Genomic DNA, 24733 nt, shown 5'->3' on the forward strand with positions numbered 1-24733 from the left:
TCGCCCGGCGCCGCGCCTGCACGCGCGAGACCCGTTCATGCGCCTCGATCGCCTCGACCAGTTGCCGGCCGATGGTCAGCACCGGGTTGAGGGAGGTCATCGGTTCCTGGAAGATCATCGCAATCCGGTCGCCGCGTACGCGCCGCATCGCTGCTTCGTCCAGCGTGGCCAGGTCGGTGTCGCCGAACCGGATCGTGCCGGCCTCGATGCGCGCCCCTGGCTTGGGCAGGAGCCCCATGATTGCCAGCGCCGTCATCGACTTGCCCGAACCGGATTCCCCGGCGATGCACAGCGTTTCGCCGCTGCGCAATATCGGCATCGACACGTTGGTGATCACCGGCTTCCTCACCGATCAATGCATCGACCATACGGTGCGGGATGCCGCCGACCGCGGCTTCTATCCGATCTGCATCTCGGATGCCTGCGCCACCCATTCCAAGGAGCGGCACGACAACGCGCTTGCCGCCTTCACAGGCTATTGTCAGACGTTGACCACCCGAGAGATGATCGGTCTCGCGACCCGCTCGTCATCCGCCCGGGAGTGAGACAGGCGCGAATGTCTTCAGCATTCCAGAGCCGGGAGGCAGAGTTGACTACCAACTTATTCGCGCGTCAGGTCCGCTGCACCTGCATCACAGACTGATTCGATTGTGTGAATACTCCACCGGCTGAAAGGCGGTGGCTTCAGGTTACGGCTTAAAGCCGGATCGGTCCGCTATTCGGCGGACTCAGGTGACGGCAAAGTCGTCGTCCGGTTCGGGAGGCGTTTGGTTCTTGATATATTCGGCCCAAACCTCGTCGGTCACGTTGCCACTTGTCGCGACACAATATCCCCTCGCCCATAGGTGCTGGCCCCAGTAGCGCTTCCGGAGGATACCGAACTCGCTCAGCAATTTATGCGAACTGCGGCCCTTCAGATGCTGAATGGCGCCCGAAACCGAAAGGTTCGGCGGGATCGACGCATCACGTCCGCATTCTGACGATGAACGGCGACAGCTACCGGCTCAAGCAGTCGTCGGGCCGCCACCGTTCCCCTGCGCCCGACAAATGGGCGAAGCAAAACCAGGCCACCGACGACGCCGTCGATCGGGAAACCGGCGAAATCTCCACGACCTGATCCCCCAACCCGATCGCCGACGCACGAAGGGGCCCGATCGGGTCCCTTCGTGCGTCGTGTCTGCCATCGCCGTGGCCTGGTTTTACTCCGCCTCTCTGGCCTGGATTTGCTCCGTCGTTGACACAAAAAAAGCAAAGGCTGAAAAAGCAACTCCATCAGACATTCGAGGTTAGAGAAATACTGATCAGCGCCGCNCCGCCTCTCTGGCCTGGATTTGCTCCGTCGTTGACACAAAAAAAGCAAAGGCTGAAAAAGCAACTCCATCAGACATTCGAGGTTAGAGAAATACTGATCAGCGCCGCTCTCGATCCAATCTGCTCGAGCAACGGGCTTCGCTCGACCGCCGTCGGAAAAAATGGGACTTTCTGTGGATGCACTCCGCCAGCCTTTGCCATCGCCCACTCCTATTTGAACAGTGCTTCAATATCGGCCATAGGCCGAAACAGCGTCATGGGCTGATCCCGAAGTGGCAAAAAACTCTCCCGCTCGTAAAACCTTCGGGCGTTCTCGTCTTTGGCATCAACGATGACCGCGAAAGAGGCGATTTCGCTCCGCGCTGCGCGATAGAGGGCATCGGCAAGGAGAAAGCGGCCATAGCCTTTTCCCTGCTGGCGTCGGTCAACCGCGAGACGACCGATAAGCGTCGCCGGAACCAGCGGGTATCGCGGCAACTTGCGCACAAGCTCCGCTGGCAGTTCCGTGAGGTTCACCGCAGTGGATGATAGCGTGTAGTATCCGCCGATCGCCTTGTCGGGCAGCGCCAACACAAAACACGCCGCTATATGCTTTCTGACATCCTGACCGGCCTGCGTCCGAAAATATCGATCGAGCGTCTCTACCCCGCTGTCGAACCGAGATCGGTCATGCTGAGGTCCGAGCACCTCGACTCGCCATATTTCCTCGGAATCGCCATCCACGCGTCAGACACCGGTTCTCTGGCGATAGCGGCGCACGGTATCTCGCAGACGGTCGTTCACCGGCTGCGGGTTTATCAGCGCCTGCACGAAAGCCTGGCTGTCACGAAGCGACAGATCTAGGCGCTGATGCTCCTTGATCGCGCGGCGGGCGGCCTCCTCAACGCTCGTCAACACAAAGTCCGTCACCGTGCGGCCATGCAGCGCGGCAGCATGCTCTATCAGGCTCTTCTGGTCGGCCGTCACACGCGTCTCAAGACGCTCCCCACGGACCCGACCCCGAGTTGGTTTCATTACGGACTCAACCATCTTGATATCTCCTATACACCCAACGTACGGCCAATGGCCGGACTTTTCAAGGTTGAACGTCTATTCGACCCACGCACCCAGCACTCCTGACCACAGCTCACTCAATTCTCCCCCCTCCCCGCTCCGCCCGACACGGAATCCGTACCGCCATTTGCCCGCAAACCCAGCTTTCTGGTTTTGCGGATGCGGCCCGAATGAGAGTGAGAGTGCGGACGGGTTTGCCGTGACGGGTTGAAAGCCGGAGGAGAGGCCCTCGGCGCCCGTCGCGGAGAACCGCGATGCCCAGAAACAAGCGCAACGCCGGCGCTAAGCGCGATCGGACCAACCTCTATGACGAAATCACCACGAAAATCATCGGCGAGCTGGAGGCGGGCCGCGTGCCCTGGGTCCAGCCCTGGGCGACGGCGGCCGCCAAGGCACCGCTCGCCATGCCGAACAATGCCGCGACCGGCCGGAGCTATTCCGGCATCAACGTATTGATCCTCTGGGGCGCCGTCATCGAGCATGGCTTCCCCGGTCAGAGCTGGCTGACCTTTCGCCAGGCGCTGTCGCTCGACGGCAATGTCCGCAAAGGCGAACGCGGCACCACCGTCGTCTATGCCGACCGCTTCGTGCCGGAGGACGAGAAGCGCAGTGTGCGCGAGACCGGCGAGAACGCCCAGGCGATCCCGTTCCTCAAGCGCTTCACCGTCTTCAACACCTACCAGTGCGAGAACCTGCCCGAAGACGTCGCGACCGCCGCGCCGCCGGCGCCGCTCGGTCTGATGGAACCGCGCGTCGATGCGCTGATCGCGGCGACGGGGATCGACTTCCGCATCGGCGGCAACCGGGCCTTCTACGCGCACGCGCACGACTATGTGCAGGTGCCGCCGCCGCAGGCCTATTTCGAGCCCATAAACTGGCACCGAACGGCACTCCATGAGCTCGGGCATGCTTCAGGTCATTCTTCCCGGCTCGACCGCGACATGTTCGGCTCGTTCGGCTCCAAGAAGTACGCCTTCGAGGAGCTGATCGCCGAAATGAACGCGGCTTTCTGCTGCGCTTCGCTCGGCATCGTGCCGACGGTGCGGCACGCCGACTACATCGGCTCATGGCTGGAAGTCCTGAAGGAGGACAACCGCGCCATCGTCCGCGCCGCCTCCAAAGCGAGCAAGGCGGCGGACTGGCTGCTCGGATTTCTGCCAGAACGCGAGCCGGTGGCGGCCGCGCGGGATCGCGATGTGGCCGACCCGGCTTACGCGGAAGCGTAAAGCCGAAATCACGCCTTTCCGGTTCCGCGGCGGCTCCGGAAGAGAGGGAGAGGAGTGAAGGGGTTTTCGTGACGGGTTGGAGGCCGAGAGAGAGGCTCCCATTCCTCCGTGAAGAAGCCCCACCGAGGCTTCTTCTGCCCATCCTGGGCATCCGTCGTCACCCCATCACGGAGAACCGATCATGTCCGGCAAGAAACTCACCCTGTCGTCCTCGCGCGACATCCCCTTCAATAAGCTGGTGCTGAGCCAGTCCAACGTCCGCCGCATCAAGAGCGGCGTCTCGATCGAGGAGTTCGCCGAGGATATCGCCCGACGCGGTCTCCTGCAGAGCCTCCACGTCCGTCCCGTCGTCGACGCCGACGGCAACGAGACCGGCATGTTCGAGATTCCGGCCGGCGGCCGCCGCTACCGGGCGCTCGAACATCTGGTCAAGGCGAAGCGTCTGAACAAGACGGCACCCGTGCCCTGCGTCGTGCGTGAGGCGGGCAGCGACATCCTCGCCGAAGACGACTCGCTCGCCGAGAACACGCAGCGCGAGGCGCTGCATCCGCTCGACCAGTTCCGCGCCTTCCGGACCCTGCGCGAGAAGGGTCAGTCCGAGGAGGAGATCGCTGCCGCCTTCTTCGTCCCGGTCAACGTCGTCAAGCAGCGGCTGCGGCTCGCCGCCGTCTCGCCGAAGCTGCTCGACCTCTATGAAACCGACGAGATATCCCTCGATCAGGTGATGACGTTCACCATCAATCCCGATCACGACCGGCAGGAACAGGTCTGGGAGGCACTCGATTCCTCCTGGTCCAAGGATCCCTACCAGATCCGACGCTTGCTCACCGAAACCACTGTACGGGCATCCCACAAGCGCGCCGTTTTCATCGGGCTCGCGGCCTATGAGGAGGCTGGCGGTACGATCTTGCGAGACCTGTTCCAGTCAGACGATGGCGGCTGGCTGCAGGATGCGGCTTTGCTCGACCGGCTCGCCACCGAGAAACTCAAGGCCACGGCCGCAGAGATCGCCGAAGAGGGTTGGAAGTGGATCGAGGTCGCCGTCAACATGCCCTATGACGCCGCCTACGGCCTGCGCCGGATCGACGGCACGCCGGTCGATCTGACCGACGAGGAACAGGCGATGATCGTGAGCTTGGAGGCCGAATATGCCAAGCTCGAAGCCGATCATGCGGAAGCCGAGGAACTGCCCGAGGCAATCGACGAACGACTCGGCGAAATCGAGACGGCGCTGGCCACCTTCGAGACACGCCCGGTCATTTACGATCCCGACGAGATCGCCCGTGCCGGGGTGTTCGTCAGCATCGGCGGCAACGGCTCGCTGTCCATCGACCGCGGCTACGTCCGTCCCGAGGACGAGGCACCGGAGGATGGTGAAGGCGCGACTGCTGGCATGGACGGGTCCGACGCATCGACGGGTGCCACCCTCTCCGTCGCCGGTCAAAGCGCGGATCCGGATGACGAGGAGGATGAAGGCATCAAGCCGTTGCCGGACCGGCTCGTCATGGAATTGACCGCGCACCGGACGCTCGCTCTGCGCGATGCGGTGGCGGGCAATCCGCACATCGCCATGACCGCGCTGCTGCACAAGCTGGTCACCGATGCCTTCCAGCGAATGTCGAGCGCTGGCGGGTGTCTGGAGGCCTCGGTCCACCACGTCTTCTTCCCCGCCCAGTCCGCCGACCTGAAGGACAGCCCGTCCGCGAAATCGGTGAACGAGCGGCAGGAGGCGTGGAAGACCGACATCCCGCAGGACGACCAGGCGCTGTGGGACTGGCTCGACGGGCTCGATGACGCCAGCCGCATGGCGCTACTCGCCCATTGCGTCAGCTATGGCGTCAACGCCCTCTACGAGAAGGTCGATCGCTACGGCGCAGGACTGTCGAAGGCCGGTCTCGAACGCCGTCTCGGTCAGGCAAACCGTCTCGCCAAGGCCGTCAAGCTCGACATGATCGAGGCGGGCTGGTCACCGACGGCCGCCAATTATCTCGGCCGCGTCACCAAGGCACGCATCGTCGAGGCGGTGCGCGAGGGGGTTGGTGAACAGGCCGCCCAGCTCATCGATCATCTGAAGAAGGGCGACATGGCCAAGGAGGCGGAACGGCTCCTGGCCGACAATGACTGGCTGCCCGAGCCGCTGCGACAGACCGACTTCGACGACCCCGCCGCCGAGGCGGGTAATGACGGGGGCGACGCACTGCCGGAATTCCTCGCCGATGGCGAGGATGCCGACACCGAAGAAGACGAGGCCGAAGCACTGGTCGCAGCCGAATAACCCGTCACCGGGGCGCCTCGGCTGCCCCGTCCATTTTCCTTCAAATCCCCGAAAGCCCGGCCACGCGCCGGGCTTTTTTTTTAGGAGCCCGATATGGCCGACTATTTCACTCACTTCTCCTGCCTGCTCGACGTGGGCACACCAAAGAACGCCGTGCGTGCCCTCGATCTCTACACCCAGCTCTCCGTCGACGGCGTATCGGAAGACCCGCCCTCGGACGGTTTCGCGCTGTCGATCGAACCCGAACATGGTGGCACCCGACCCTGGATGCGCGATGACGTCACCGGCGATCAGGAATCTCTGATCACCTTCGTGCGAATTTGCGCGAAGGAATTCGGGCTTACGGGCCGCTGGGGCTTCCAATTCGCCAACAGCTGTTCCCGCCCGCGTATCGACGCCTTCGGGGGCGGCGCGCATTTGATGGACCTTGCCACCGGTGAAACCGTCGGCTGGATCGACACCCATGGTTGGCTCGCGGACACCATAGCGGATGACGATGGAGGCGCGCCATGAGCATCCCCGACCATGCTCGCAGCAATTTCGAGACACTTCTGCGAGCGGCGGGAGACGGCAATCTCGCCCTGATGGAATGCGCCGACGCGGCGAGCGGAGCACCCCGCTACGTCCTCTGCGCGATCGGCCGCGACGGTGACGACTATGTGTTCACGCCGTTCGGCCATCTGGCCGACGGCAACCCCTATGACGCGTATCTGCCGCCGGACCCGTCCGGTGAGGATTCGGACGGGACGTGTGAGGGAGAGGAAGGCCGGGACGGGTTCGAGCCGATGCGGGGAAGAGAGAGTGCCCGCCGGTTCCTCCCGTTCCCGCTCTCCCGAAAGTCTTTCCCATGACATCGCCATCTGCGCTCGCAGCACCTGCTGTATCCTCATCCCACGTCCCAAATCCCGATCCGGCAGACGCTATCGCACAAGCCGCTACGCTACTTCTTCCCCATCTCGAACGCGGCGCGCAGATCGACGCCGCCATGCTGCGATCGGCCATGGAATCCGCTTTCGGCGCGTCCGATACGTCCGGCGCCTGGGATTGGAAGGCCGGTTATGACGCCTGCGAGGCGGCGACCATTCTGTTTCTGCGCAAATACGCAAAGGCACTGAAGCGCAAAACCGCGTCTTCGGCCCAACTGCTCGCTTTGCTCGACAGAATTGCGGGCCTCCTTCCCACCCACACGCGCCGCTCCGAAGAGAGCCAGGCCCTGCAGCAATTCTCGACGCCGATCGGTCTCGGCTTTGCCGCCAGCGCCGCCGCAGCGATCGCGCCGGACGATCTGGTTCTGGAACCTTCCGCGGGTACCGGTCTTCTCGCCATCCTTGCCGTGCTTTCCGGTGGGGCGCTCGTCCTGAACGAACTGTCCGACACCCGCGCCGCGCTGCTGTCCCAGCTTTTTCCAGGTCGTTCCGTCACCCGCTTCGACGCAGCGCAGATCGACGATCACCTCGATCCGTCGATCCGTCCTTCCGTCATCTTGATGAATCCGCCCTTTTCGGCGATGGCGCATGTGTCGGGCCGCATGGCCGACACGACTTTCCGCCATATTGCTTCGGCGCTGGCGCGCCTTGCCGATGGCGGGCGACTGGTGGCGATCACCGGGGCGGGTTTTGCGCCCGATGCACCGAAATGGCGCGATGCTTTCGTGACGCTGCAGGAGCGCGGACGCGTCGTGTTCAGCGCCGCGATTGATGGCGCGGCCTACGCGCGGCATGGGACCACCATCGACACACGTCTGACCGTGATCGACAAGTGCCCGGCCGACGATCCCGGCTGTTTTCCGGCGTCTCCCGGTATCGCACCCGACGTGGTCACGCTGTTACGGTGGGTGACCGAGCATGTGCCGCCGCGCTTGCCGGTCGCATCGTCCGCCCCCGCAATATGGATGCCGAGCGCGGCACTTCGAGCCACCCGTCCTTCGGGAGCGGCTCCGACGCTCACTGCGCCCGAGGGCGAGGAACTCGCCTATGACACGGCCGACTGGACGCCCGACAACGACGGACAGATCACCGAGGCGCTGTATGAGGAGTACGGATTGCAGTCGATCCGTATTTCCGGGTCTCAGGCGCATCCAACCAAGCTCGTCCAATCCTCGGCCATGGCCTCGGTCGCGCCGCCCACCCCGAGCTACCGCCCGCATCTGCCCCGCCGCATCGTTACCGAAGGCGACCTGTCCGATGCGCAGCTCGAATCCGTCATCTATGCCGGCGAAGCCCATGGCGACCATCTCGCGGGTTCGTGGACGGTCGATGAGACCTACGATCTTGTCGCGGCTGCTCCGGACGATGCGGAGGACGCGGTCCGTTTCCGGCGCGGCTGGTTTCTCGGCGACGGAACCGGCGCCGGCAAAGGCCGTCAGGTCGCGGGCATCCTGCTCGACAACTGGCTGAAGGGCCGCCGCCGCGCGGTCTGGATCTCCAAATCCGACAAGCTGATCGAGGATGCACAGCGCGACTGGTCGGCGCTTGGCATGGAGCGGTTGCTGGTCACCCCGCTCTCACGATTCCGCCAGGGCACCGACATCCATCTGGGTGAAGGCATCCTGTTCACCACCTATGCCACGCTATGCTCCGACACACGTGAGGAAAAGGTTTCGCGCGTCCAGCAGATCGTCGACTGGTTGGGCTCCGACTTCGATGGAGTAATCATATTCGACGAGAGCCACGCCATGCAGAATGCCGCAGGGGGCAAATCCGAACGCGGTGACCAGGCGGCCTCGCAGCAGGGACTTGCCGGACTGCGCTTGCAGCACGCGCTCCCGGATGCGCGCGTGGTCTATGTCTCGGCGACCGGCGCCACCACGGTCCACAATCTCGCCTATGCCCAGCGGCTCGGCCTCTGGGGCGGCCAGGACTTCCCCTTCGCCAGCCGCGCGGAATTCGTCGAGGCGATCGAAGCCGGTGGCGTCGCGGCGATGGAAGTGCTTGCCCGCGATCTGAAGGCGCTCGGCCTCTATGCGGCACGCTCGCTCTCCTATGACGGTGTCGAATACGAGCTGCTCGAACATGGGCTGACGCCGGAGCAAATCCGCATCTACGACGCCTATGCCGGGGCGTTCGCGATCATTCACAACAATCTCGACGCGGCGATGCGGGCGGCCAACATCACCGGCTCGACCGGAACGCTCAACGCCCAGGCCAAGGCCGCCGCGCGTTCGGCCTTCGAAGGGGCCAAACAGCGCTTCTTCTCGCATCTGATCACCAGCATGAAGACGCCGTCGCTGATCCGTTCGATCGAGCGCGATCTTGAGGGCGGCCACGCCGCTGTGATTCAGATCGTCTCCACCGGTGAAGCGCTGATGGAAAGGCGTCTCGCGGAAATTCCCACCGAGGACTGGGGCGACGTGCAGGTCGACATCACGCCGCGTGAATATGTGCTCGACTATCTCGCCCACTCCTTCCCTGTGCAGCTCTACGAGCCGTTCACCGACAGCGAGGGCAATCTCTCGTCGCGTCCGGTCACCCGCGACGGTCAACCCGTGGAAAGCCGCGAGGCCGTCGCGCGCCGTGACCGGCTGATCGAGCGGCTTGCCTCGCTGCCGCCCGTGCATGGTGCGCTCGACCAGATCGTCCAGCATTTTGGCACCGACACAGTGGCCGAGGTGACGGGCCGCTCGCGGCGGATCGTACGCAAGTCGGGCGGCAACGGCATCGACCGACTCGCGGTCGAGACCCGCGCCGCATCGGCCAATCTGGCCGAGGCGCAGGCTTTCATGGACGACCACAAGCGCGTCCTCGTGTTCTCAGATGCGGGCGGTACGGGCCGGTCCTATCACGCCGATCTCGGCGCGAGGAACCGGCGGCTGCGGGTCCATTATCTGCTCGAAGCCGGGTGGAAGGCCGACACCGCCATCCAGGGGTTGGGACGGACCAACCGGACCAACCAACAGCAACCGCCGCTGTTCCGGCCAATTGCCACCGACGTGAAGGCGGAAAAACGTTTCCTCTCCACCATCGCGCGGCGGCTCGACACGCTTGGGGCGATCACCAAGGGCCAGCGCCAGACCGGCGGTCAGGGCCTTTTCCGCGCCGAAGACAATCTCGAAGGTCATTATGCCCGCGACGCGTTGCGCCAGCTTTATCTGCTTCTGGTCGGCGGAAAGATCGAGGGCTGCTCGCTGCAAACCTTCGAGGAGTCGACGGGGCTGGCGTTGATGGATGCCAACGGCATCAAGGACGATCTGCCGCCGATCACCACCTTCCTCAATCGGCTGCTGGCGCTCACCATCGCCATGCAGAACGTCCTGTTCTCCGCCTTCGAAGAGCTGCTCACCGCCCGAATCGAAGGCGCTATCGTGGCCGGTATCTATGACATCGGCCTCGAAACGCTGACCGCCGAAAGCTTCACCGTCACCGACCGTCAGGTCATCCACGCCCATCCGGGCACGTCGGCCGAGACTGCCCTGCTGACGCTCGCGCGGCGCGAGCGCAACCGGCCCGTGACGCTCGATGAAGCGCTCGATCATCTCTCCGATCCGCGTGCGGTCCTGCTCGTCAACACCCGTTCGCACCGCGCCGCCGTGCAGGTGCCGACGACCAGCCTCATGCGTGACGATGGCAGCATCGAGCCCCGGGTGCGGTTGATCCGTCCGATGGAGCGTATGGCCGTGGCACGGGCGGAGATGGCGCAGACCCATTGGGAAGAGACCGACCGGAAAGGTTTCGCGCGGGCATGGCGGACCGAACTGGCGGATGTGCAGGAGTTCACCGATAGCACGATCCATATCGTCGCCGGTCTTCTGCTGCCGATCTGGAAGCGACTGCCGACCGACTCGACGCGGGTCTACCGGCTCCAGACCGATGACGGCGAGCGGATCATCGGTCGCCGCGTGTCGGCATCCTGGGCGGCAACCGCGTCGGTGACGGGTCCTGCGAGCCTGACGGCGGAGGAGGCGTTCACCGCGCTGTGCGAAGGCCGGACGATCCTCGAACTGGCCGAAGGCCTGCAGCTGCGGCGGGTGCGCGTCATGGGCGCCAACCGCATCGAACTATCCGGCTTCACCGACGCGATGCGCGAGCGCCTGAAAGCCTTTGGGCTGTTTGCCGAGATCATCTCCTGGAAGCTGCGCCTGTTCGTGCCGACCGACGATCATGGTCCCGCAATCCTGGCAAAGCTGCTTGAACGCTATCCCGTCGAGCGCATTGCCAAGCGGGAGGCAGCGTGATGGCCCGCGACGCAGCAGAGCTGGCCCGCCGCCTTGCGCGCAATGCCGAGGCGGTCTGCCGGCAATATCTCCCGAACGGTCGCCGTGAAGGCCGCTACTGGATGATCGGCGACGTCAGAAACACACCCGGCCGGTCGATGTTCGTCCGCCTCAAAGGATCGGACAGCGGCAAGGGCGCGGCGGGCAAATGGACCGATGCGGCCACCGCCGAACATGGCGACTTGCTGGACATCATCCGCGAGCGTTGCGGGCTGGTCGATTTTGCGGACGTTGCCAAAGAAGCTCGGCGGTTCCTCAACCTGCCCCAACCTGAACCGCAGACCTACCCTGAACCGCGACCCGCATCGGCCCCCACCGGGTCGCCCGAAGCAGTCCGTCGGCTGTTTGCCATGGCACAGCCGATTTCCGGTACGCTCGCAGAAACATATCTGCGCAATCGCGGCATTACGGATTTGCACGAAACCGCAACCCTGCGGTTCCATCCACGCTGTTACTATCTGCCCGACCGCTATTCTGAGACCGAGACATGGCCTGCACTTGTCGCTGCCGTCACCGACTTCGATGGCACAATCACCGGCGCGCTTCGGACGTGGCTCAATCCGGACGGCTTCTCCGAGGCTAATCTCGGCAAGGCCCCCATCGACACCCCGCGCCGCGCGATGGGCAATCTGCTCGGCCAGGCCGTCCGGTTTGGGGTGGCACAGGATGTCATGGCGACGGGCGAAGGCATCGAGACCATGTTGTCCCTAAGGATGGTCTTGCCCGAACTGCCGATGGTGGCTGCTCTCTCTGCTGCCCATCTCGCGGCCATCCTGTTCCCGGCCTCCTTGCGCCGTCTCTACATCGCCCGTGACAACGACCCGGCTGGAGATGGCGCAATGGAGACATTGGTCGACCGGGCGCACGAGGCTGGGATCGAGGCCATCACTCTGTCGCCACGGCTCGGGGACTTCAACGAGGATCTGCGCCTGCTTGGCATCGATGCGCTTCGAAGCGCGATGCGGGTCCAGATCGCATCGGACGATGTCGACCGCTTCATGGCTGGAGCAGAACCGGCAGGGAGGGAGGCGGTGCGCGATTGATCGTCCCTTGCCGCGACCGGTCCGGGATATCCCTCAGCATCGGAGAGACGCGCGACCTCGCGCCTTCTCAGAGGGCGACAGAACGGCAAACGGCGCGGATCGGCAATGGCTGCGCCCGGTTCTTTTCCGGCGGCGGCTCAGCCGCCTTTCCATCGCGAAACAAAAGAACCGGTCTCCGCCATCCTCCGCTGCGCTTTGGCCCTTCGCTTCGCTCCGAGTGCAGGTCCGCCCCGCCCGCCGTCTTGCGTCGCCATGAAGGCCGCGGCGGTCGCGGTCGATCCGACGAAGGAGCATCCCATGTTCACCGATCCCGACGACACCGCTGACGAGCCGCACCACAGCGCATCGCCCACCGACACGATCTGCACCGAACTGCAACTGCACGGCTACCGACATTCCGAAAACGACCCAGACCCGCGCGACGTCCCCGAAGATCACCGGATCGAAGGCGCTGTCGCCGATATCTTCGACGCCCTCGTGACGACGATGACGGATACCAGCCTCGATCCCGATCTCGACGAACTGCTCTGGTCGGCGGTCAACATGTTCCACCGCGCCACCGACCGGATAGAGCGCAAGCTCGACGATAACGAGCAGGCGCAGAAACGCGGCCAGCACGAACAGGACGGCTCCGAGGTCAAAGCGGTCCAGCTCGAACATTTGATCGCCGTCGGCCAGTCCTTTCTCGAACGCCGCAACTGCATGGAAGTCTTTCGCGACAACGCCGCCGATCACTATCTCCGTCTGACTGGGTCACCTTGGTCCCCGCGATCCGGATCAAGGGTCAACCATCGCAATCTCACATCTGCGATGATCGACAGCCGCGACTTCCTCGCCGCGAAGAAGCGCGCCGATACCGAAGTGCATCTGCCCACAGGTCCAAAGATCGCTCTGACTGGCGGGCTCGAATTCAACGACCACCATCTGATCTGGGCCAAGCTCGATCAGGTCCACGCTAAACATCCCGACATGGTGCTCCTGCACGGCGGATCGCCGAAGGGCGCCGAGCGCATCGCCGCCCGTTGGGCCGAGACCCGCAAGGTGCCGCAAGTCGCCTTCAAGCCCGACTGGGCACGTCACGCCAAGGCCGCGCCTTTCAAGCGTAACGACTCCATGCTGGCGGTACTGCCGATCGGCGTGATCGTCTTCCCCGGCACCGGCATCCAGGACAATCTCGCCGACAAGTCCCGCAAGATGGGCATTCCCGTCTGGAAGTTCGGCTGCGGCGGCGCGTGAGCGCCGCCCAAGTTCCACTCTCGACCATCCTGATCGGCGAAAGCGTTCAAGGCTGCTGGCGCCAAGAACTGCGCGCTGTAATTGTTCAGCCCGCGGCTGGTCCGGCGAGCGGAACTCCCTATCTGATTTCCGCTCCCGTGGCCGCTCATCTTCAGCTATGCTTCGCGTTGCGCCGTGGTGGTGGAAGGCGCGACCGTCAGACCTTTTCTCACGGAGACCGCCACCATGATCTTCCTTGGCATCATCTCCAGCATCGCTGCCATCGGCGTTCTCTGCTGGCTGCTGTCACGCTTGCTACCTACGCACTCCCGGCCTTCGGCGGCGTCACAGCCGGCATATGCGCCTTTGACACTGGCGCCGGCTGGCCGGGCGGCATCGCGATCGGCATGGTCGCAGCCGGGCTGATTTTCGGCATCGGCCAACTGCTCCTCGCCGTCGTGCGGCCGCTCTGGCTGCGCATCGCCATCGCGCCTGCTTTCGTCGCCCCGGCATCCATCGCGGACTATCATGCGACGCATGGCATCGTGAAGCACGCCATGCCGTCGGAGACCTGGCAGATCGCCTTTTCCGTAGTCGGCGCGATAGCGGTCGGTATTGCGGCATTCCTGCGGATCGCAGCGATGGCCGCGCCCGAACCGGCTGGACAGGGCCATGGCGCCGGGCTGACACCCACACAGCCGACGGAGCATGGCCAGCAAGTCGGCACGCCTGCTATCCTCGCCACCAAAGATGGGCGAAACTGGCCGGCGAGCAGAGATCGCAATGCCAGGCCAGACACAGCGTAAGGCCCGTTGAGGCGGCGCTGGACAGCTAGCCAATCCCCTGCACAGCCACTTGATGACGCAGGCGTGGATGGCGTCTCACGCGCCGATGGCTGCGGGAAGCCCATCGCGATCATCGCCAAGACAGATGGAACGTCATCACCGGCAGGGATCCGTTGCCGGGATTCCTGCGGCTGCACGGGACCGCCACGTTCTCCCCCCTGGTCTTTCTGTCAGGTCGACCGCTCCAACACGGCCTCTTCAATGGGCTGATCTGGCCGAAGGTCGGCTGCGCCTCGATCGCCTATGCCGCAATGGCGCCGATCGACTTTCTTCCCCTGCCGGCTACGCCGTCATTCCTCGCGAAACAACAAAGTCGCCTGTCTGCCATCCTCCGCTGGCGCTTCGGCCCTGGCGGGTGCGGCGTCGATCGCCTCCGGCCTGTCGATCGCCACCGAGGCCGCAATGGTGCGGGCTCGGAGCTTCAGATCAAGGAGAACTGACATGGCAACCATCGGCACCTTCAAGAAGACCGGCAACAACGAATTCGCCGGCGAAATTGTTACCCTCAGCGTCCAGGCCAAGGGCGTGCGCATCGTCCCCGAGACCCGCGCTACCGGCGAGAACGCCCCCAGCCACCGCGTCTTCGTCGGCCGCGTCGAGATCGGTGCCGCCTGGTCCAAGCGCTCCAACGAGGGCCGCGAATATCTGGGCCTCAAGCTCGACGATCCCAGCTTCACCGCCCCGATCTTCGCCAACCTTTTCGACGACGAGGACGGCGAGGGCTATAGCCTCATCTGGTCCCGCCCCAGCCGCCGCAACGGCGACTGAGCATCCAGCGCGACGCCCCGCCCGGACAATCCGGGCGGGGCCGTTCGCGTGCTTAAACGACCGAATCAGATCGCCCTGATTTTCACAAATCACCGCCACGCCTCCCCTTTCTTCTCTTCAATCGCATCAATCGCGACTATTATAGTCGTAGTATTGGCGTGCGCTTATGCGTCTGCAGGAGGTGATCATGCATGGTCACCACACGACAAACGCGGACCCCGCGCGCGTTACTTGGTTGGACGCAGAAGACGCTCGCGGAAAGAGCCCTGGTATCGCTGAGACCGCCTTGAAGCGCCTTGAGTCACCCAATGACCTGAAGGTCTTCGTGACGACCTACGACCAGGTACGCCGCACCCTCGAAGCGAACGGCATCGTCTTCCTAACCTCCGACCAAGGAGAAGGAGTGATGATCGTTCACGCCGGAGACACCCCCGCAAAGACCGTCTGACGCACGATCGCTCGATCGGCGACGATGCCGTAGTGCCATCACCCGATGCCGCCCCGTGCCCTTCCGACATGCTCCAAAGCCGATATGGTTAACAGATGGTGAAAGGACCGTTATCGCGGAGGATGGAGGACCGAGTTGACCAATGAAGATTTTCTCGACGAGCCGCCGGACAGCGCGACGCTGACAGATTACGATCGGGCGCACGCAAAAGTCTATTTGCGCCTGCTCGACGCCGCCGCCCAAGGCGCGGACTGGCGTGAAGTCGTGTTAGTTCTGTTCAAAATTGACCCTGAGGTAGATCCAGAACTCGCCCGCCGCGTCCATGACACACATCTTGCCCGCGCACGCTGGATGACCGAGCACGGTTATCGTCAGCTCCTGCGCAGCACGAGCCACTGAGCAATTGGCGATGCCGCCCCGGCATCGCTCGTCGTTGCCGTTCCGACTTCCGAAAATTTCTCCAAAGATTGAGTATCGCCCGATGCACCTGATTGCGAGTCTGGAGGACACGAATGACTCTCGACCCATCACAGTGGCGCTCGGCATCGCAATACGACTATGTTGAAACGCTCGACGCGCCCGATCTCGCCTGGGAATGGCTGCGCCGCAATGCGCGCTACCAGAGCGACTTTGCCAAGGGATCGGCCCCCGGACGTTTGACGCGGCACGTGCGTCGGCGTTGGGGGTTGCGATTTCCCGGTCGATCCGAGGCAGAACGCTCTCGAAGCGGTCATCTATTGGCAGCCAGAGATCGATCCGGGGACGGTCATTTTGACCGCAGGCCTGCCGTTCGAGGCGCCGATAAAATCTCTTCCACAGATCGACCGTAACGCGACCCGGCGAGACAAGGACGGCACCAGCCTTACCCTGGGAGAGGGTGGTGCGCGGCTGCATGTCATGCTTCTCGATGACACGCGTTCCGACGGACCGATGGCCGCATTGGTGCCGTTTGATTCCACGGGTCTCGACCGCATCGAAGCGCTGGCGCGACTCTGGCAAACGCTGAACGGTCGCGCCCCGCAGGATGATACCCGGCTGACCATGCAACGCCGCCGGCGATTGCGCCAAATGCTTCAGGCCATTGACGGGCACCTGCACGGAGCGACCTATCGCGAGATTGCCAATACTCTCTATGGCGCGACGCGCGTTGCTAACGACCCGTGGAAGACCTCCGCACTACGCGACGCCACCATCGCACTCGTCAAGGACGGTCGCGCCATGGTGGCTGGCGGCTATCGTACGCTCTTGCGTCATCGTCGCCGGAAGTAAGGCCATCTCTCTCGTCCAACAATTTTGTTGTCCCAGCGATTGAGCCTCTCATGGGGGGGTGGGATTTTAGCACCCACAACTTCCCCATCCCCCTCGCGGGTTTGCTTCGCCATCGTGGCCGTGATCCGCCGCTTTTCACCAGCGGCCTCACTGAACCCACGGAGGCCCGATCATGTCCGCGAATGCCGCCCATCTACCCCCACGCTACTTGAGAACGCCCGAAGCGGCCCGCTTCCTGAGCCTGTCCGGCCGGACGCTGGAAAAGCACCGCACCTATGGCACCGGTCCTGCCTATCGCAAGCTCGGCGGCCGCGTCGTCTATTCCATCGAAGATCTGCAAGTCTGGGCCGACCGCGGCACAGTCACATCGACGTCCGATCAGCGCGGATCGGTTCTGCCCGCCAAGCGCCATGACGACGACGCGCTCGCCGCATCCGGCGGCGAGCGCCGCTGAGCCTTTCGGCGGATATCGTCATGATGAAGAAGCGCCCCACCACGACCGAACGCACCCAGCTCGAGCTGTTCTACGCGTGCAGCGCCGATCCGGCGCCACGCGATGCGCAGGACCTGATGGCCTATCCGTTTTTCAGCCTGTCAAAATCGCATCGTGTCAAACCAATCGAGTACGACGTCGCCGATGTGATCATCCGGGTCGAGGCCGTCCCCGAGCACGGCATGGCGACCATCTGGGATGCCGACATTCTCATCTGGGCCGGCAGCCAGCTTGTCGAGGCACGAGACGCAGGACTGCGCACGTCGCGGCTGATGGCAGCGACGCCCTACGAAATCCTCACCTTCATCGGGCGCGGCGTTAGTTGGCGCGACTATCAGCGCCTCAAGGCGGCCCTCGACCGTCTCCAGTCGACAACCGTGGCAACGACGATCCGGCCTTGCCGCATCCAATCCACGCCAATCTGTTCCACTCGGTGAGCGAGAACGACGCCCATCTGCTGACTTGGAACCGGACACCAAAGCGCCGCGAACAGGCGTGAAACCATGCCCGTTTCACGCCATCGCACAGCCACTGGGCGGCGTCACGCCGTCCGGTGCCCTGCCCTTCTTCTCCTTTCCGGCCTGCTATTCAACGCCGCATTTCCGACCGTTAGCATTGCGCAAAGCGATCTGGTGGAGCGTCGGGCTGCCGATCCCTACGCCGCTCCTATTGCTGAGGCCTCGCAAAGGTTCCGCATTCCCGAACGCTGGATTCGCGCCGTCATGCAGGTCGAAAGCGCCGGCCGGATGCGCGCCGTTTCCAGCGCGGGCGCAATGGGCCTGATGCAGATCATGCCCGACACTTGGGCCGGGCTGCGCATCCGCCACCGCCTAGGACGCGATCCTTTCGATCCCCGCGCAAACATTCTTGGCGGCACGGCGTATCTTCGAGAGATGGTTGACCGTTTCGGATCGCCCGGCTTTCTCGCGGCCTACAACGCCGGTCCCGAACGCTACCAACAGCATTTGGATCGTGGTCGCCCGCTGCCACCCGAGACGCGCGCATACATGGCAAGATTGCTGTCGATGCTCGGCTTGGCACCGTTAAAAAGCACGGCCACTGTCACTCCGGTGCCGCCAGACTGGCGCGAAGCTCCGCTGTTCGTGGAACGCTCTGAGCGCAAACCGACTGCAGATCGGATGCAGGAAAAGAGCCGTTCAACGAACGGTCCGCCGACACCACCAGTGCGCCCTGATAACACCAACGGTTCGCAGCCCGATGCCGTGTTCGCCGCCCGATCGCGTGGGGAGAAGTCGCCATGACGAGCGCTTGCGTATTTCGTAGTTCCGAAAACAGCAGCGCAGTATGGCGTGTGTTGAGGGTGGTGACAGACGACGGAGGAAGGGGATGGCGAGATAAAAGGGCGCGATGTGCGCCTCGGTTGTGGAGAGCATTTTCAGGGACTTACACGACGATTTCGCGATGTGCGTGCATTCTGCGCAGCCTGCGATACTCCCGTTTTTGCCGTGAATTCAATGCCTTCGCGCGATGTGCGGGATTGCCGACATGAGCGACGAAGACGAGTTTCGCATCCGGCCCGGGCGCATCCGGTCATCCTCCAGCCAGCGGGCGCGGCCCTTTATCGCCCAGGCGCTAGCCTCGGCTCAACGCGCCGGCGGGCACGTCTCCCGTTCGGGCAGGATCACGTCCGGCCGTCGTTCCTATTTCGGACGCGGCAAGCGCGCCGCCGTGCAGGCCAATCGCTGGGTCACAAGTCGGTCCCGCATCGCGGTCATCAAGACCCGCGTCGTCCGTCATAATAACCGCGGCGCGCCACTCGCCACCCATCTCTCCTATCTGCGCCGCGAAGGCGTCACCCGCGATGGAGAGAAAGCGCAACCGTTCGGACCGGGCGAAGACGAGATCGACGCCAAGGAGTTTGCGGAACGGTGTCAGGACGACCGGCACCATTTCCGCTTCATCGTCTCGCCCGAGGATGCCGTCGACATGACGGACCTCAAGGGCTTCACCCGCGATCTGATGCGCCAGGCGGAAAAGGATCTCGGCACCAGGCTCGATTGGGTCGGCGTCGATCACTGGAACACCGAGCACCCGCATATTCATGTGATCGCAAGAGGCCGCGCCGATGACGGCGAAGACCTCGTCATAACCCGCGACTATATCAAGGACGGAATGCGCGCCCGCGCTCAGGATCTGATCACGCAAGAACTCGGCTACCGCACCGACCGCGACATTCACAACACGCTCGAACGGCAGATCGACAGCGAACGTTGGACCAGTCTCGACCGGCAGCTTGCGCGAGACGGTGATCGGCACGGCATCATCGATCTCGCGCCATCGTCCAGCCATCAACCCGACGAATTCCATGCCCTCAAAGTGGGGCGACTGCGCAAACTCGAATCCCTCGGCCTCGCGCAACAACTCAGCCCCGGCCAATGGATCATGGACGAGACTGCCGAGACGACCTTGCGCGAACTCGGCGAACGCGGCGACATCATCAAGCGCATTCATCGCGGTCTCACCGAACGCGGCATCGAACGGGGAGCAAAGAACTATGTGCTCGCCGGCGAAAGCCTCGATGATCCCGTCATCGGACGGCTTGTCGATCGCGGCCTCGACGATGAACTGAAGGGCACGGCCTTTGCAGTGATCGACGGCGTCGATGGCCGCACCCATCATATCCGACTCCCACACATCGACGCCGCCGGAGACAGCGCGCCCGGATCGATTGTCGAGCTGCGCAGGTTCGACGATGCGAAGGGTCGACGACGCCTGGCACTCGCAGTGCGATCGGATCTCGCCATTGACCGCCAGGTGACGGCGACCGGTGCGACATGGCTCGACCGGCAGGCGATTGCTCGCGAACCGATGCCGTTCGGTGGCGGCGGGTTCGGCGCCGAAGTCAGCGACGCGCTCGAACGCCGCGCCGATCATCTGATCGATGAAGGTGTCGCGAAACGACAAGGGCAACGCATCATCTTCGCTCGTGATCTGCTCACCACGCTGCGCAAACGTGAGCTGGACGCCGCCGGCGAAAAGATCGCCGCCGAGATCGGTCGTCCCTACACGCCCTCGGCGACCGGCGAATACGTTTCCGGCACCTATCAGCGGCGCATCACGCTCGCCTCCGGCCGCTTCGCCATGATCGACGACGGGCTCGGCTTCCAACTCGTACCCTGGACGCCGACCGTCGAAAAACATCTCGGAAAGCATGTCTCCGGCATCGCGCGCAGCAACGGCGGTGTGGATTGGGACTTCGGCCGGAACCGGGGGCTGGCTCTGTAGCGGCGGCGATCGCCGGGAAAGGAAAGGAACATGTCTGCGACCAAAATCCTGTGGGGGCAAATCATCGTCGTATCGATGATCGTGCTCATGACGACATGGGCCGCGACGCAGTGGACAGCCTTGCGCCTCGGCTTCCAACCCCAGCTCGGCGAACCCTGGTTCGAGCTCCTCGGTTGGCCGGTCTATTATCCCCCGGCCTTCTTCTGGTGGTGGTATGCTTATGACGCCTATGCCCCGCCGATTTTCATTGAGGGCGCGTTCATCGCGGCCTCAGGCGGGTTCTTGGTCGTGGCCGTCGCGATCTTCATGTCGGTCCTGCGCGCACGAGAGGCGCATGACGTCGACACCTATGGATCAGCTCGGTGGGCCGAGCAACACGATATCCAGAATGCCGGCTTGTTCGATCCAGATGGCGTGGTTCTCGGTAAATTCGATCACGCCTATCTGCGTCATGATGGACCCGAGCATGTGCTCTGTTTTGCCCCGACCCGCTCTGGCAAAGGCGTCGGTCTGGTCATCCCTTCACTGCTGACCTGGCCCGGCTCCGCAATCGTTCACGACATCAAGGGTGAAAACTGGCAACTCACGTCCGGCTTCCGCTCCAGGCATGGCCGTGTGCTGCTGTTCGATCCGACCAACGCAGATTCCGCCGCCTACAATCCCTTGTTGGAAGTGCGCCGCGGCGAATGGGAAGTGCGCGACGTCCAGAACATCGCCGACATACTGGTTGATCCCGAAGGCTCGCTGGAGAAACGAAACCATTGGGAGAAGACCAGTCACGCGCTGCTGGTCGGAGCGATCCTGCATGTTCTCTATGCCGAGCCGGACAAGACGCTCGCCGGCGTCGCGAATTTTCTGTCCGATCCCAAACGCGGTATTGAATTGACGCTCAGGGCCATGATGGTTACGGCCCATCTCGGTGACGCCGGTCCGCATCCCGTGATCGCCAGCGCCGCGCGCGAGCTGTTGAACAAGTCCGGCAACGAACGCTCCGGCGTTCTCTCCACCGCTATGTCGTTTCTCGGCCTGTATCGCGATCCCGTTGTTGCCAAGGTAACGCGGCGCTGCGACTGGCGCATCGCGGATCTGGTCGAAAGTCCGGACCCGGTGACGCTCTACCTCGTGGTGCCGCCCTCCGACATCAACCGCACCAAGCCGCTGATCCGCCTGATTCTCAATCAGATCGGCCGCCGACTGACGGAAGACTTGGCTGGCCATGACCGGCGTCACAGGTTGCTTCTGATGCTGGATGAGTTTCCGGCGCTCGGCCGTCTCGACTTCTTTGAGAGCGCGCTGGCCTTCATGGCGGGCTACGGCCTCAAGAGCTTCCTGATCGCGCAGTCCCTCAATCAGATCGAGAAGGCCTATGGACCCAACAATTCGATCCTCGACAACTGTCATGTCCGGGTGAGCTTCGCGACCAATGATGAGCGTACTGCAAAACGTGTGTCCGATGCGCTCGGTACGGCGACCGAGTTGCGTGCGATGAAGAACTATGCCGGGCACCGGCTTTCACCCTGGCTCGGCCATCTGATGGTAAGCCGGCAGGAAACGGCACGCCCGCTGCTGACGCCCGGTGAGGTAATGCAGCTCCCACCCACCGACGAGATCGTGATGGTGGCGGGTACGCCCCCGATCCGGGCCAAGAAAGCGCGGTATTTTGAGGACGCGCAGTTTCAGGCGCGCATTTTGGCGCCGCCTCTACCGGAACGGGCGGAAGAGGCGCGCATGGATGATTGGAGCGGCGAACCGCTGCCGCCGCGACCGGACATTGCCGATCGGGAGACGCAATCCGATTACGACGGAGAAGGCGATGCCCAACACGAGAAGCGTAAACAAGCCGAACTGACCCAAGCAAGCGCGCCGGACAAGGCCAAGCCAATGGACAATGAATTCGAACCCGATGTGGAACGCCCGGCGACAGAACGAGCCGCGCAACTCCGTCAATTCGACCAACAGGCGCGCCAAGCTGCCCAACGTGCCTCGCTTGATCCTGACGACGGTATCGAGCTGTGAGGCCAGGGCGATGAAACAACGCAAGAAACAGCGCTTGTCCGTCTATCTCGATCCGGAGATTATGACCGCGTTGGCTGAATATGCAGCCCGGCGTGATCACTCTCGCTCACTGGTCGCCGAAGCCGCGATCGCCACTTTCCTGTCGCCTGATGCCGCTGGCCGCCAGGAGGCCGCGACAACCAAGCGGCTCGATCAGATCGATCGCCGCATGTCTCGGATGGAGCGTGACGTCGGCATATCCGTCGAGACGTTGGCGGTATTTATCCGTTTCTGGCTGGCGACGACACCGCCTTTGCCGGAACCCAGACAGGTTGCCGCGAAGGCACAGGCCGGCAAGCGTTATGATGCATTTGTTGCTGCGCTAGGCCGACGAGTCGCGCAGGGACCGAAGCTGCGCCAGGAGATTTCGGAGGATATTGCGCCAACCAAAGGCGAATAACTTCCAGATCGCTCCTGCTCAAATTTTCGCTCCCGCCGTCTCCCTGTCTTTCCACGCCAGGGCACTACTACGCCTTTGACCCTGTTGCGCATGCCTATTTTCCGGTTCTTTTAATCGTCCCCAATCCGGGGCCGTCATGTGACGTCCCTCCACACGGGGACGAGCATGACGACTTCATTTCAACAATCCGAGGCGGTTTCACGCGGCAGCCGTATGCTGCGCACGGCCCTCGGTCCGGCGATCGCCGGATATCTCGACGATGCGCAAATCGTCGAGGTGATGCTCAACCCCGACGGACGGCTGTGGATCGACCGCCTGTCAGACGGACTCTGCGCGACCAATGAACATCTGTCCGCTGCGGACGGCGAACGCATCGTCCGGTTGGTCGCCCATCATGTCGGCGCTGAAGTTCATCCCGGTGCTCCGCTCGTCTCTGCCGAGCTTCCTGAGACGGGGGAGCGGTTCGAGGGCCTTCTGCCTCCTGTCGTGGCCGCGCCCACCTTCGCAATCCGTAAGTCCGCCGTCGCCATCTTCACGCTCGCCGATTACGTTACAGCGAAGATCTTGTCGGACGCACAGGCCGATTTGCTACGCAGCGCCGTCGCGGAACGCCGCAACATTTTGGTCGCCGGAGGCACATCCACCGGCAAGACCACACTCACCAACGCATTGCTAGCCGAAGTCGCCAAGACCGATGACCGGGTCGTCCTGATCGAGGATACGCGCGAACTGCAATGCGCCGCGCCGAACCTCGTGGCGCTGCGCACCAAGGACAATGTCGCGTCCCTCTCCGATCTCGTCCGGTCCTCGCTGCGCTTGCGCCCCGACCGCATTCCGATCGGCGAGGTGCGCGGATCGGAAGCGCTCGATCTTCTCAAAGCCTGGGGGACGGGTCATCCGGGCGGTATCGGCACGATCCATGCCGGGACGGCGCTAGGCGCCCTGCTCCGCATGGAGCAACTCATCCAGGAAGCCGTCGTCACCGTTCCGCGCGCCTTGATTGCCGAGACAATCGATCTGGTCGTGGTTCTGTCTGGCCGCGGCTCCGCCCGCCGCCTTTCCGAACTCGCCCGCGTCGACGGCCTCGGTCCGACCGACGATTACCGGCTCACAGCAGCAACAGAAGAAGGATCCAATTGATGCTCCCAAATGCCATTCCACTTCTCCGCTCGTTCGAGACGATCTGCCTTGCGGCTGTCGTTTCCGTGACTTTGTCGACCACAGCCCATGCGGCGGGCTCTTCGATGCCATGGGAAGCGCCGCTCCAATCGATTTTGGAATCGATCGAAGGGCCAGTCGCCAAGATCATCGCGGTGATGATCATCATCATCACCGGCCTGACACTCGCCTTCGGCGACACCTCGGGCGGCGCGCGGCGGCTGATCCAAATCGTCTTCGGTCTGTCGATCGCCTTTGCCGCATCGAGCTTCTTTTTGTCGTTCTTCTCCTTCGGCGGGGGGGGGGCGGTGATCTGATGAACGATGCCGATCCCGTTACCGGATTCACAATCCCTGTCCACCGCGCGCTGACCGAGCCGATCCTTCTCGGCGGCGCACCGCGCGCGGTCGCGATCGCCAATGGAACGCTGGCCGCAGCCGTCGGTCTCGGTCTGCGTCTCTGGCTGGTCGGCATCCTGATTTGGGCCATCGGACATTTCGCGGCGGTCTGGGCCGCCAAGCGCGATCCGTTGTTCGTCGACGTGGTGCGCCGTCATGTGCGTATTCCCGGTCATCTCGGGGTGTAATCGATGATGAACCTCGCCGAATATAGTCGCAAGTCGAACCACCCTTGCCTATCCGGTTGATTCCCACACCCACTAGATCTAGTGTTGGGCATGGATGTCCTGGCCCGTGAAGACCTGCCGTTCCCGCAGTCTC

The 24733-nt window shown here is 63.4% G+C and carries 27 protein-coding genes and 4 pseudogenes; 25 read left to right on the plus strand and 6 right to left on the minus strand.

Annotation, left to right across the window (positions count from 1 at the left end):
• Nucleotides 1–319: ATP-binding cassette domain-containing protein (locus VQ044_RS18800; protein ID WP_442880691.1), on the minus strand; the 319-nt coding region annotated here is incomplete at its 3' end.
• A 10-nt stretch (nt 320–329) separates the two neighbouring features.
• Between VQ044_RS18800 and VQ044_RS18805 the strand changes: the two genes are divergently transcribed.
• Nucleotides 330–545 (plus strand): cysteine hydrolase family protein, encoded by a 216-nt coding sequence (locus VQ044_RS18805; protein WP_442880687.1) that lies wholly within the window; start codon nt 330–332, stop codon nt 543–545.
• A 183-nt stretch (nt 546–728) separates the two neighbouring features.
• Here VQ044_RS18805 and tnpA read toward each other — a convergent pair.
• Nucleotides 729–959: pseudogene (gene tnpA / locus VQ044_RS18810) on the minus strand (IS200/IS605 family transposase); the annotation flags it as partial.
• Nucleotides 960–982: 23 nt separating this feature from the next.
• Here tnpA and VQ044_RS18815 point away from each other — a divergent pair.
• Nucleotides 983–1117, plus strand: coding sequence for a hypothetical protein (locus tag VQ044_RS18815; protein WP_327648376.1), 135 nt, complete (start codon nt 983–985; stop codon nt 1115–1117).
• A gap of 404 nt (nt 1118–1521) precedes the next feature.
• On the opposite strand, the gene VQ044_RS18820 is transcribed toward VQ044_RS18815, so the two are convergent.
• Both VQ044_RS18820 and VQ044_RS18825 read right to left on the minus strand, forming a co-directional pair.
• The gene (locus tag VQ044_RS18820) at nt 1522–2034 is read right to left on the minus strand and encodes a GNAT family N-acetyltransferase (RefSeq protein WP_327648377.1); all 513 of its coding nucleotides are present in this window, start codon (nt 2032–2034) and stop codon (nt 1522–1524) included.
• Nucleotides 2035–2037: 3 nt separating this feature from the next.
• Nucleotides 2038–2340 (minus strand): type II toxin-antitoxin system TacA family antitoxin, encoded by a 303-nt coding sequence (locus VQ044_RS18825; RefSeq protein WP_327648379.1) that lies wholly within the window; start codon nt 2338–2340, stop codon nt 2038–2040.
• Between the two features lie 278 nt (nt 2341–2618).
• Here VQ044_RS18825 and VQ044_RS18830 point away from each other — a divergent pair, with 278 nt between their 5' ends.
• From VQ044_RS18830 to VQ044_RS18860, 7 genes and pseudogenes are all read left to right on the plus strand, one after another.
• Nucleotides 2619–3590, plus strand: a complete 972-nt coding sequence (locus VQ044_RS18830; protein ID WP_327648380.1) for an ArdC family protein — start codon at nt 2619–2621, stop codon at nt 3588–3590.
• 181 nt (nt 3591–3771) lie between these two features.
• Nucleotides 3772–5865: a ParB/RepB/Spo0J family partition protein gene (locus VQ044_RS18835; RefSeq protein ID WP_327648381.1), complete on the plus strand. Its 2094-nt coding sequence runs from the start codon at nt 3772–3774 to the stop codon at nt 5863–5865.
• A 93-nt stretch (nt 5866–5958) separates the two neighbouring features.
• Entirely contained in the window at nt 5959–6378 is a 420-nt protein-coding gene (locus tag VQ044_RS18840; RefSeq protein ID WP_327648382.1) for a hypothetical protein, read from the plus strand.
• A pseudogene (locus tag VQ044_RS18845) lies at nt 6375–6602 on the plus strand (DUF6117 family protein); the annotation flags it as partial. The gene VQ044_RS18840 and the pseudogene VQ044_RS18845, both read left to right, overlap by 4 nt.
• Nucleotides 6603–6712: 110 nt before the next feature.
• On the plus strand, nt 6713–11035 hold the full coding sequence (locus VQ044_RS18850) for a strawberry notch family protein (protein ID WP_327648383.1): 4323 nt from the start codon (nt 6713–6715) through the stop codon (nt 11033–11035).
• A complete protein-coding gene (locus VQ044_RS18855) occupies nt 11035–12117 on the plus strand; it encodes a DUF7146 domain-containing protein (RefSeq protein WP_327648385.1) in 1083 nt (360 codons plus the stop codon). Before VQ044_RS18850 ends, VQ044_RS18855 begins: the two co-directional genes overlap by 1 nt.
• A 297-nt stretch (nt 12118–12414) precedes the next feature.
• On the plus strand, nt 12415–13353 hold the full coding sequence (locus VQ044_RS18860) for a DUF2493 domain-containing protein (protein WP_327648386.1): 939 nt from the start codon (nt 12415–12417) through the stop codon (nt 13351–13353).
• A gap of 155 nt (nt 13354–13508) precedes the next feature.
• Here the strand turns inward: VQ044_RS18860 and VQ044_RS25805 are convergent, their stop codons facing one another.
• Complete coding sequence (locus tag VQ044_RS25805) at nt 13509–13775, minus strand: hypothetical protein (RefSeq protein ID WP_442872937.1); 267 nt, start codon at nt 13773–13775, stop codon at nt 13509–13511.
• Here VQ044_RS25805 and VQ044_RS25810 point away from each other — a divergent pair.
• Nucleotides 13740–14138 carry a hypothetical protein gene (locus VQ044_RS25810; protein ID WP_442872938.1) on the plus strand — a complete coding sequence of 133 codons (399 nt, stop codon included), beginning with the start codon at nt 13740–13742 and terminating at the stop codon, nt 14136–14138. The genes VQ044_RS25805 and VQ044_RS25810 overlap by 36 nt on opposite strands.
• A 329-nt stretch (nt 14139–14467) precedes the next feature.
• Here the strand turns inward: VQ044_RS25810 and VQ044_RS18870 are convergent, their stop codons facing one another.
• On the minus strand, nt 14468–14620 hold the full coding sequence (locus VQ044_RS18870; RefSeq protein ID WP_327648388.1) for a hypothetical protein: 153 nt from the start codon (nt 14618–14620) through the stop codon (nt 14468–14470).
• Here VQ044_RS18870 and VQ044_RS18875 point away from each other — a divergent pair.
• From VQ044_RS18875 to VQ044_RS18940, 15 genes and pseudogenes are all read left to right on the plus strand, one after another.
• The gene (locus VQ044_RS18875; RefSeq protein ID WP_327648390.1) at nt 14619–14945 is read left to right on the plus strand and encodes a DUF736 domain-containing protein; all 327 of its coding nucleotides are present in this window, start codon (nt 14619–14621) and stop codon (nt 14943–14945) included. The genes VQ044_RS18870 and VQ044_RS18875 overlap by 2 nt on opposite strands.
• A 191-nt stretch (nt 14946–15136) precedes the next feature.
• Nucleotides 15137–15393, plus strand: a pseudogene (locus tag VQ044_RS18880) (helix-turn-helix domain-containing protein).
• 135 nt (nt 15394–15528) lie between these two features.
• Nucleotides 15529–15792 (plus strand): DNA -binding domain-containing protein, encoded by a 264-nt coding sequence (locus VQ044_RS18885; RefSeq protein WP_327648391.1) that lies wholly within the window; start codon nt 15529–15531, stop codon nt 15790–15792.
• 113 nt (nt 15793–15905) lie between these two features.
• Entirely contained in the window at nt 15906–16223 is a 318-nt protein-coding gene (locus VQ044_RS18890; protein ID WP_327648392.1) for a transcriptional regulator domain-containing protein, read from the plus strand.
• Nucleotides 16165–16662: a DUF2285 domain-containing protein gene (locus VQ044_RS18895; protein WP_327648394.1), complete on the plus strand. Its 498-nt coding sequence runs from the start codon at nt 16165–16167 to the stop codon at nt 16660–16662. The genes VQ044_RS18890 and VQ044_RS18895 overlap by 59 nt, the downstream gene beginning before the upstream one ends.
• Nucleotides 16663–16834: 172 nt before the next feature.
• Nucleotides 16835–17116, plus strand: coding sequence for a helix-turn-helix transcriptional regulator (locus tag VQ044_RS18900; RefSeq protein ID WP_327648395.1), 282 nt, complete (start codon nt 16835–16837; stop codon nt 17114–17116).
• Nucleotides 17117–17139: 23 nt separating this feature from the next.
• Nucleotides 17140–17550, plus strand: a pseudogene (locus VQ044_RS18905) (replication initiator protein A); the annotation flags it as partial.
• Nucleotides 17551–17552: 2 nt separating this feature from the next.
• Nucleotides 17553–17654: a hypothetical protein gene (locus tag VQ044_RS25815; RefSeq protein ID WP_442872939.1), complete on the plus strand. Its 102-nt coding sequence runs from the start codon at nt 17553–17555 to the stop codon at nt 17652–17654.
• Nucleotides 17655–17658: 4 nt separating this feature from the next.
• Nucleotides 17659–18417 (plus strand): lytic transglycosylase domain-containing protein, encoded by a 759-nt coding sequence (locus VQ044_RS18910; RefSeq protein ID WP_327648396.1) that lies wholly within the window; start codon nt 17659–17661, stop codon nt 18415–18417.
• A 244-nt stretch (nt 18418–18661) separates the two neighbouring features.
• The gene (locus VQ044_RS18915; protein ID WP_327648398.1) at nt 18662–20401 is read left to right on the plus strand and encodes a relaxase/mobilization nuclease domain-containing protein; all 1740 of its coding nucleotides are present in this window, start codon (nt 18662–18664) and stop codon (nt 20399–20401) included.
• A gap of 30 nt (nt 20402–20431) precedes the next feature.
• Nucleotides 20432–22417, plus strand: coding sequence for a conjugal transfer protein TraG (locus tag VQ044_RS18920; RefSeq protein WP_327648399.1), 1986 nt, complete (start codon nt 20432–20434; stop codon nt 22415–22417).
• 10 nt (nt 22418–22427) lie between these two features.
• Nucleotides 22428–22856, plus strand: a complete 429-nt coding sequence (locus tag VQ044_RS18925; RefSeq protein ID WP_327648400.1) for a CopG family transcriptional regulator — start codon at nt 22428–22430, stop codon at nt 22854–22856.
• 165 nt (nt 22857–23021) lie between these two features.
• Nucleotides 23022–23996, plus strand: coding sequence for a P-type conjugative transfer ATPase TrbB (gene trbB, locus VQ044_RS18930; RefSeq protein ID WP_327648402.1), 975 nt, complete (start codon nt 23022–23024; stop codon nt 23994–23996).
• On the plus strand, nt 23996–24331 hold the full coding sequence (locus VQ044_RS18935) for a TrbC/VirB2 family protein (RefSeq protein ID WP_327648404.1): 336 nt from the start codon (nt 23996–23998) through the stop codon (nt 24329–24331). Before trbB ends, VQ044_RS18935 begins: the two co-directional genes overlap by 1 nt.
• Nucleotides 24331–24600, plus strand: coding sequence for a VirB3 family type IV secretion system protein (locus VQ044_RS18940; protein WP_327648405.1), 270 nt, complete (start codon nt 24331–24333; stop codon nt 24598–24600). The genes VQ044_RS18935 and VQ044_RS18940 overlap by 1 nt, the downstream gene beginning before the upstream one ends.
• The last annotated feature ends 133 nt before the right edge of the window (nt 24601–24733 follow it).

Origin of the sequence: Aurantimonas sp. C2-5-R2, from assembly GCF_036549495.1 — a bacterium.
GTDB lineage: Bacteria > Pseudomonadota > Alphaproteobacteria > Rhizobiales > Rhizobiaceae > Aurantimonas > Aurantimonas coralicida_A.